Annotated in this window: 9 protein-coding genes; 6 read left to right on the forward strand and 3 right to left on the reverse strand. The window is 69.1% G+C overall.

Annotated elements, in window-relative coordinates:
- Positions 1–1,041: OmpA family protein (locus tag D7X55_RS30440; RefSeq protein ID WP_147470270.1), on the forward strand; the 1,041-nt coding region annotated here is incomplete at its 5' end.
- A gap of 339 nt (positions 1,042–1,380) precedes the next feature.
- A complete protein-coding gene (gene ftsZ, locus D7X55_RS30445; RefSeq protein WP_120552622.1) occupies positions 1,381–2,616 on the forward strand; it encodes a cell division protein FtsZ in 1,236 nt (411 codons plus the stop codon).
- 19 nt (positions 2,617–2,635) lie between these two features.
- Here ftsZ and D7X55_RS30450 read toward each other — a convergent pair whose 3' ends face one another.
- Positions 2,636–2,977, reverse strand: coding sequence for a hypothetical protein (locus D7X55_RS30450; RefSeq protein WP_233591908.1), 342 nt, complete (start codon positions 2,975–2,977; stop codon positions 2,636–2,638).
- Positions 2,978–3,150: 173 nt separating this feature from the next.
- Here D7X55_RS30450 and D7X55_RS30455 point away from each other — a divergent pair, with 173 nt between their 5' ends.
- From D7X55_RS30455 to D7X55_RS30465, 3 genes are read left to right on the forward strand one after another with little or no spacing between them, the layout of a single operon-like run.
- Entirely contained in the window at positions 3,151–4,500 is a 1,350-nt protein-coding gene (locus D7X55_RS30455) for an acetyl/propionyl/methylcrotonyl-CoA carboxylase subunit alpha (protein WP_121724894.1), read from the forward strand.
- 26 nt (positions 4,501–4,526) lie between these two features.
- On the forward strand, positions 4,527–4,739 hold the full coding sequence (locus D7X55_RS30460; RefSeq protein WP_120552625.1) for a biotin/lipoyl-binding carrier protein: 213 nt from the start codon (positions 4,527–4,529) through the stop codon (positions 4,737–4,739).
- Positions 4,740–4,755: 16 nt separating this feature from the next.
- Positions 4,756–5,520 carry an enoyl-CoA hydratase/isomerase family protein gene (locus D7X55_RS30465; RefSeq protein WP_120552626.1) on the forward strand — a complete coding sequence of 255 codons (765 nt, stop codon included), beginning with the start codon at positions 4,756–4,758 and terminating at the stop codon, positions 5,518–5,520.
- On the opposite strand, the gene D7X55_RS30470 is transcribed toward D7X55_RS30465, so the two are convergent.
- Positions 5,517–6,110: a response regulator gene (locus tag D7X55_RS30470; RefSeq protein WP_014398871.1), complete on the reverse strand. Its 594-nt coding sequence runs from the start codon at positions 6,108–6,110 to the stop codon at positions 5,517–5,519. The two genes, D7X55_RS30465 and D7X55_RS30470, sit on opposite strands and share 4 nt — an antisense overlap.
- Positions 6,111–6,154: 44 nt before the next feature.
- On the reverse strand, positions 6,155–8,053 hold the full coding sequence (locus tag D7X55_RS45555; RefSeq protein ID WP_121724895.1) for an FHA domain-containing protein: 1,899 nt from the start codon (positions 8,051–8,053) through the stop codon (positions 6,155–6,157).
- A 51-nt stretch (positions 8,054–8,104) separates the two neighbouring features.
- Between D7X55_RS45555 and D7X55_RS30480 the strand changes: the two genes are divergently transcribed.
- Positions 8,105–8,546 (forward strand): rhomboid family intramembrane serine protease (locus D7X55_RS30480; protein ID WP_121724896.1); only part of this gene is annotated, 442 nt, incomplete at its 3' end.

Consider the following 8,546-nt stretch of genomic DNA (forward strand, 5'->3'; position numbering starts at 1 on the left):
GAGGTTCCGCTGGGTGACCTGCCGCTGGCCGCCCAGGCCTCGCTGGTGGGCGCCATGGGCTTCAAGCAGCAGAACGAGGAGGAGCGTCCCCTGGAGCTGCTCGCGGCCCTGAAGTACCGCGCGCCCACCGGTCTGTCCGCGCAGGTGGGCGCGGGCCCGGGCCTCACCCATGGTTACGGCACGCCGACCTTCCGCGTGCTCGCGTCCGTGGCCTACAGCACCCCGGAGCGCGCCGCGGCGCCTCCGAAGCCCGTGTGCCCGGAAGGCCCGGAGGACTTCGACGGCTTCCAGGACCAGGACGGCTGCGCGGACCCGGACAACGACGGGGACGGCATCGTCGACACGGCCGACAAGTGCCCCAACGAGCCGGAGACGGTGAACGGCTTCGAGGACGAGGACGGCTGCCCGGACACGAAGCCCGCGCCGCCTCCGCCGGTGGACTCCGACGGCGACGGCCTGATGGACCCGGACGACAAGTGCCCCAACGCGCCCGAGGACAAGGACGGCTTCCAGGACGAGGACGGCTGCCCGGATCCGGACAACGACAAGGACGGCATCCCCGACACGGCGGACAAGTGCCCGCTGGAGCCGGAGACCATCAACGGCGTGGAGGACGAGGACGGCTGCCCGGACAAGGGCAAGGTCAAGGTGCTCGTCGAGGGCGAGCGCATCCTCATCCTGGAGAAGGTCTACTTCGCCACGAACAAGGACGTCATCCTGCCGCGCTCGTTCCCCATCCTGAAGCAGGTGGCCGCCGTGCTGCGCGCCAACCCGCAGGTGGAGCTGCTGCGCGTCGAGGGCCACACGGACAGCCAGGGCAACGACGCCTCCAACCTGGACCTGTCCAAGCGCCGCGCCGCCAGCGTGAAGACGTTCCTCGTCAACGAGGGCATCGCCGCGGAGCGCCTGGAGTCCGAGGGCTTCGGCGAGACGAAGCCGGTGGACACCAACAAGACGGCCGCCGGCCGTGAGAACAACCGCCGCGTGGAGTTCAACATCACGCGGATGGGCAAGGTGGAAGTGGAGAAGCCCGCCCCGTAGCGCTCCACTTCAGGAATGAAACACGGAAGGCCCGGTTCCCCCGAGGGAGCCGGGCCTTTTCGTCATCCGCGCCCCGTCCTGTCACGTCACGCGTGCGCGGAAGGCGCGCACGACTGGTTACGGCGAGTCAGCGGACGCGAGTCAAGAGGGTGTTTACATCCGCGCGATGTCCGTATGGCCGCTGATGCCATTCGCGTAAGTGGGCGTCAGGACTCGGTCGCGCAGCAGGGCGCTACAGGCTGGTAGCGGAATACTTGCCAAAGCGCCCGACTTCCTGATGATTGTCGAGGGTGGGTGTTTCCGCGGACGGCGCCGCGGTGCTTCCGCCACGAGGACGACATGGACCAGTTCGAGCAGAACAAGCAGGCCGCGAAGATTCGTGTCGTGGGCGCGGGCGGGGCGGGCTGCAACGCGGTCAACACGATGATTCTGTCGAAGTTGGACCGCGTGGACTTCATCGCCGCCAACACCGATGTCCAGGCGCTCGCCGCGAGCAAGGCGCCCACCCGGCTGCAGCTGGGCCAGGCCCTCACCAAGGGCCTGGGCGCCGGCGCCAACCCGGAGATGGGCCGCGAGGCCGCCCTGGAGTCGCGCGATCAGATCGCCGCGGTGCTGGAAGGCGCCGACATGGTCTTCGTCACCGCGGGCATGGGCGGTGGCACCGGCACGGGCGCCGCGCCCATCATCGCGGACATCGCCAAGAGCCTGGGCTGCCTCACGGTGGGCGTCGTCACCAAGCCCTTCCTCTTCGAAGGCAACAAGCGCCGCAAGCAGGCCGAGCAGGGCATCGTGGAGCTCAAGGCCGCGGTGGACACGCTCATCACCATCCCCAACCAGCGCCTGCTGTCGCTCTCCAACGAGCCCATGCCGCTCTTGGAGACCTTCAAGCGCGCGGACGAAGTCCTGCTCAACGCCGTGCAGGGCATCAGCGACCTCATCCAGTACCACGGCTACATCAACGTGGACTTCGCGGATGTGAAGACCATCATGAGCGACAAGGGCCTGGCGCTCATGGGCACGGGCCACGCGTGCGGTGACCGCCGCGCCATCACCGCCATGCAGCAGGCCATCTCCAGCCCGCTGCTGGAGGACGTCTCCATCGACGGCGCCACCGGCCTGCTCATCAACATCACCGGCGGCCGCGACATGACCCTGCAGGAGGTCAACGAGGCGCTGACGCTGGTGCACGACTCGGCGGACGGCGAGGCGGAGATCATCTTCGGGTCGCTCATCGACGAGCAGATCCAGGACGAGGTGAAGATCACCATCATCGCCACCGGCTTCGTGCAGCGGGACGCGCCCAAGGTGCGCTCCATGGCGCAGGTGGTGCAGGTGCCGCTGGTGGGCCGTCCCTCCACGCCGCCGTCCGTGCTGTCCTCGCCGCGCGAGGAGGTGGCCAGCCTGGTGCCCGCGAAGAGCGCGCCCCGTCCGGCCATGTCCTCCGTGGAGTCGCCCAAGACGTCCATGCAGAGCGCGCGCACGGCCGTGGTGAAGGACGCGGCGCTGCCCCTGGACGAGGATCAGTTCGACATCCCCACGTTCCTGCGCCGCCAGGGCCAGACGGAGCTGCCTTGAGTCAGGCAGCGGCGGGACGCTAGCGGGGGAGGCGGGCGACGCTCGCCGTGCCCCTGCCGGTGAGGCGGTCGCATTTGGTGAACAGCCCGTCCACCTCGTCGTAGAGCGCGTCGATGCGCTCCGACGCGCTGGGGGCGGGGAGCAGTCCATCACCGGACAGCTCCTCCAGGCGGGTGCCGGCGCGCTGCAAGAGCTGCAGGGCCTTGAGCAGGGAGCGGCCCTGCTGCGTGCCGTCGGGCGTGAAGAGGGTGCCGCCCTCGTAGAGCGTCACCAGATTGGCGCGGGTGTCCTGCTGCCGCTGGTTGAGCCGGTTCCGGTACAAGTCCAGACGGCGGGCGCGGCGGGCACCATGCAGGTCCACGACGCTGTGCGTTCCTGTCGACGGGGGATTCACGTCGGGCAAGGTACGCCAGGCTCTCGCAAGCCCGCAAATTTACGGGACTGTACGGACCTGTTGCGCGACTGCCCGGACGCTTGTCAGTCAAGGGGGTGGGGGTTAGTTTGGCCGCCCTTCGTAAAGCCAGGGTGCCCGCCATGTTCCAGAAGCTGCTCATCGCCAACCGGGGTGAAATCGCGCGTCGCATCGGGGCCGTGGCCCGGGGCATGGGCGTGAAGACGGTGGCGGTGTACTCGGACGCGGACGCGAACCTGCCCTTCGTGAAGGAGGCGGACGAGGCCGTGAGGATCGGCCCCGCGCCCGCGAAGGACAGCTACCTGAGCATCCCCGCCATCCTGGAGGCGGCGAAGAAGACGGGCGCCCAGGCGGTGCACCCCGGCTACGGCTTCCTGTCCGAAAACGGCGAGTTCGCCCAGGCGTGCGCGGACGCGGGGCTGACCTTCGTGGGCCCGCCGCCGGAGGCCATGGCGCGGATGAAGGACAAGAGCCAGGCGCGCAAGCTGGTGTCCGCCGCGGGCGTGCCGGTGGTGCCCGGCAGCGACGGCGTCCTGCCGGACGTGCAGAGCGCCCTGGAGGCCGCGGAGCGCATTGGCTACCCGGTGCTGTGCAAGGCCGCCAGCGGCGGTGGCGGCATTGGCATGGCGGCGGCGAGCAATCCGGCGGAGCTGGAGAAGGTCTACCGCCAGTGCACGGACCGCGCGAAGGCCGCCTTCGGCCGCGAGGGCGTGTACCTGGAGCGCTACTTCCCGGCGCCCCGTCACATCGAGGTCCAGATTCTGGGCGACACCCACGGCCACCTCATCCACGGCCTGGAGCGCGAGTGCTCCATCCAGCGCCGGCACCAGAAGGTGGTGGAGGAGGCCCCGTCGGTGCTGTTCGCCAACGGACGCAACTCAGGCCTGGCGGACACGCTCTTCACGGCGGCCGTCAAGGCGGCCAAGGCGTTCGGCTACGCCAACGCGGGCACGGTGGAGTTCCTGTACTCGGACGGGCAGGTGTACTTCATCGAGATGAACGCCCGGCTCCAGGTGGAGCACTCGGTGACGGAGCTGACCACGGGCCTGGACCTCATCGGCTGGCAGCTGCGCATCGCCGCGGGTGAGAAGCTGACGGTGAAGCAGGAGGACGTGAAGCGGAAGGGCGCCGCGCTGGAGTTCCGCATCTACGCGGAGGACCCGGTGAAGTACTTCCCGTCCCCCGGCCCGCTGAAGGTGTTCCAGCCGCCCACGGGCGAGGGCGTGCGCCTGGACTCCGGCTACGCGGAAGGGGACGTGGTGACGCCGAACTACGACCCGATGATTGCCAAGCTCATCATCAGCGGCGCCACGCGCGACGAGGCCATTGCCCGCGCGGTGAAGGCGCTGGAGTCCTTCCGCATCGAAGGCATCAAGACGAACATCCCGCTCCACCTTCGCATCCTGAAGGACCCGGCCTTCGCGGCGGGTGAGCTGGACACGCACTTCCTGGATCATCACGCGAAGCCTTAAGTATTCCCACCCGAGGAGGACGGTTCATGGCGGACGTTGCGGCGCACATCACGGGCACGGTGTGGAAGATCGAAGTGAAGGTCGGCGACAAGGTGGATGCCGGCACCACGCTCGTCATCCTCGAGTCCATGAAGATGGAAATGCCCGTGGAGGCCGAGGAGGGCGGCACGGTGAAGGAGATCCGCTGCAAGGAAGCGCAGGCGGTCAACGAGGGCGACGTCCTCGTGGTGCTCGGGTAGTCACGGGCTTCACCGGATGGAGCCCACGCTGGAGGTGGAGGATCGCGAGGGCGGTGTCCGGGTGCTCACCGTCTCCAACCCGTCGCGGCGCAACGCGCTGAATGACGCGTTGCTGGCCCGGTTGGACGCGGCGCTGGAGCCGGCCGCCCACGTGCGCGCGCTGCTGGTGCGCGGCCAGGGCGGGCACTTCTGCGCGGGCTATGACTTGACGCACCTGGGGCCGCCCGGCGCTGACGGGCGGCTGCCGGATGACCCGCTGGTGGCGTGCCTGCTGAAGCTGGAGCGGCACCCGTCGCCGTCGGTGGCGCTGGTGCAGGGCGGCGCGGTGGGCGCGGGCTTCGACCTGGCGGCCTCCTGCGACTTCCGCGTGGGCGCTCCCGACGCCTTCTTCCTCATGCCTCCGGCCCGGCTGGGCATCGTGTACTCGCCGGAGGGGCTGGCGCGGGCGGTGCGGCTGGTGGGGCTGTCCCGCGCGAAGCAGCTGTTCCTCACCGCGCGCCGGTTGCCGGCGGCGGAGGCGCTCGCGTGGGGGCTGTTGGACGAGTGTCCCGAGGACGCGGAAGGACGCGCGCTGGCGCTGTGCGCGACGCTGGCCGCGGGGGCGCCCAGGGCGGTGTCGGGGATGAAGGAGGCGTTCGGGCTGCTGGCGCGCTCCGGGTTGTCCCCGGACGACGTCGCGCACCTGCGTCAGGTGCGCGGCGAGGCGTTTGGCAGCGAGGACGCGAAGGAGGGGCGCGCGGCTTTCCTTGAAAAGCGCGCGCCCCGGTTCAGCGGCCGCTAGGTGTCGCCGAACAGCTCGCCCATGCGCAGCTGGAGCGCGGAGGCGATCTTGTAGAGCGACGAGATGGACGCGGAGGACTCCGCGCGCTCAATCTGGGACAGCAGGGACACGGACAGGCCGGTGCGGCGGGCCAGCTGCTTGAGCGTGAGCTCCTGCGTCTTGCGCGCGTCGCGGATGGTGCGGCCGATGGCGCGGTGCAGGTCTGCTTCCGGGTCCTGGGACAGGCCCTTCTTCTGCAGCGCGTTGCGCACGGCGGCCGTGAACTGCTCCGGCTCCATGGGCTTCTTCACGTAGTCGGACGCCTGCGCCTTGAGCGACGCGACGGCCGTGTCCACGGTGGGGTAGGCCGTGGCGACGATGACTGCGATGTCCGTGTCGTACTTGCGGATCAGCTCCAGCACTTCGGTGCCGGACATCTGCGGCATCATCATGTCGAGGATGACGAGGTGGAAGTCGGAGCCCCGGAGGATGTCCACCGTTTGCGTCGGGTCCGTGGTGGTGACGACCTCGTAGCCTTCACGGGTCAGCACCAGCTTGAGGTAGTCGCAGTTGTCCTGCTCGTCATCAACTACCAGGATGCGAATCTGCACAGCGTCTCCTCGCTGCAGGGTTGAGGGATGTGCTGCGGGGGGGACTACTCGCCGCTCTTCGAGGCGGGGGGATTCTGCGCCTGACGCGGGGTTGCGCCGGGCATCTGGCTCAAGGCCCTGATGACCAGGTCTCGCTTGGGATAGCCTTCGGGCGTGAGCGTGAGGAACGTCTCGTAGTGCTGCTCACTCATCTTGAAGTCGTTGACCTTGGCGTACACCACGCCAAGCATGAGGTGGCACTCCGGGACCTTGGGGGCGAGCAGCGCGCAGTCCTTGGCGAGTTCCAATGCGCTGTTCGGTTCCTTGGCCTTGATGAGCCCCAGGACCTTGCCCTGGATGACTTCGATGTTCTTGCTCACGTCCGCCGGCTTCATGTTCCGCATGAAGTCGGACGTGGGCTTGGCATTCGGATTCTTGGGCGCGGTGGCTGTCGCGTCAGGGGCGTCCTGCGGAGGCTCCGGCAGCTGGGTGTTCTGCGCGGCCTGGGCCTGCGCGGCGTCCAACTGGTCGCTGAGATCCTTGCGCTCCTTCACGAAGACGGTGTCCGTGGGGATGGCGCTGAAGGCCTTGGTCGCGGCATCGACGTCGTTGCCCTTGAGGGCGCGGCGGGTCGCGGCGAGGTCCCTCTCCGCCTTCCGCTCCTTCTCCAGCCGTGCCTGGAGCTCATCCAGGGTCGCGGCCGGTAGCGCCTTGGCCTTGCGGAGCGCCTCGAGCGAGGTGCCGGCGACGGTCAACTTGCCCGCCTGCAGCGCCTCCTGGAACGCCTGATCCGCCGGGGGCTCCGGCGGCTTCTCCGGCGTCGCGGGAGGAGTCGCGGCCACGGTCTCCGGAGTCTTCGTGTCCGGCGGCTTCGTCGGCTCCTTCGGCTCCTTCGGCTCGGTGATGGGCTGCGGATCCGCGGCGACCACGGGGGGCGGGGCGTCCGGCGGCTTGGGCAGCAGGTCCTGGCCCTTCACCACGAAGAGCGCCGCGCCCGCGCCAATGGACAGGAACACGATGACCGCGGCCACCCACATCTTCTTGGAGCCGCCGCGGCCCTGCGCCGCGAGGTCCTCTTCCAGCGAGCCGGGACCCACGAAGCGCAGCTTCACGTGGCCCATCTCGATGACGTCACCGTGCGCGAGCGTCGCCTGGGCGTAGCTCTCACCGTTGACCATCATCCCGTTGGCCGACTGCATGTCGATGACGCGCCACTCGCCCGTCTCCTCGCGCACGACCTTCGCGTGCGTGCGGGACAGCGAGCGGTGGTCCAGCGCCACGTCGTTCTCCGACGTGCGGCCAATCCGCAGCTCCGTGCGGTTGCAGTCGAACTCCTGGCCCTTGAACTCGTTGGGGGCCAGCACCACCAGCCGGGGCTGCTCGTCCTCCGGCACGCGCTCCACGCGCCGGGGGCGGTCCGCCTCCATCTGGTCCATGCGGATGATGGACGTGGCGTTGCGGCGCGCATCCGCGGACACGGGCGTGTGCTCGTGCTCGTCGCCGCCGTCGGAGTCGGGGTCCTCCGCCTCGTCCTCGCCGTCCACCATGGTGTCGCGGGGGGCGGGGCCGCTGGGGACGTCGTCGTCCTCGTCCTCCTCGGGCTCCGGCTCCGGCCGGCGGGAGGCGGGCACCTTGGCGGTGATGGCGCCAGTAGGGGCGCCAGCGTTGGCCGCGCCCTCGACCTGCAAGGCCAGATCGTAGTCGCCAATCTGGATGAGGTCGCCCTCCTTGAGAGGGAGCTGGCCTGCGACGCGTTCACCGTTGATCCGGGTGCCGTTGTAGCTCCCCAGGTCTTCGAGCACGACGTGGCCATTGAGGCGCACGAGCCGGGCGTGTCGACGTGACACGTTTCGCTCGGTCAGGCGGATGGTGTTCCCCTCCTGACGGCCAATGGTGATTTCGTCGCGCACGAAGGGAACAACGGTCTTGCGCCCCTCGTCGTCTTCGATGATGAGCTTCAGCACGGGTCCGGTCCGAGTACAGCTATAGCAGAATGCCCTTTGCCGAGACAAGCCATGTATCCCCCGAGAACAACAGGGCTTTTCGCCCATCCCAGGGTCAGGGAAGCACTGTTGTCCATCGGTCGATTGGCCGGAAAGGGTGGGGAGCGCAGGATACCGGGGCTCACGATAGCGCTGATCGCGGCGCAGGCCATTCTGTACACCGTGGTGGCGTCCGGAGGCCCACCCGGAGTGGATGCGCTGATCCACTGGGGGGCGAAGTCCGGCCCCCTGGTGACGGACGTGGGGCAGGGGTGGCGGCTCCTGACGGCCAACCTCCTGCACCGGGACGCGCTGCACCTGGGCCTCAACCTGCTGGTGTTCGCGGGGGTGGGCACGGCGGTGGAGCGCGCGTGCCGGTGGTGGGACTACGTGGCGTTGCTCGTCGTGTCGGGGCTCGCGACGATGTCGGGCTCGCTCTGGTGGTCGCCGACGGTGAGCGTGGGGGCGTCGGGGT

The organism is Corallococcus sp. AB049A, assembly GCF_003668885.1.
GTDB classification, from domain to species: Bacteria; Myxococcota; Myxococcia; order Myxococcales; family Myxococcaceae; genus Corallococcus; species Corallococcus interemptor.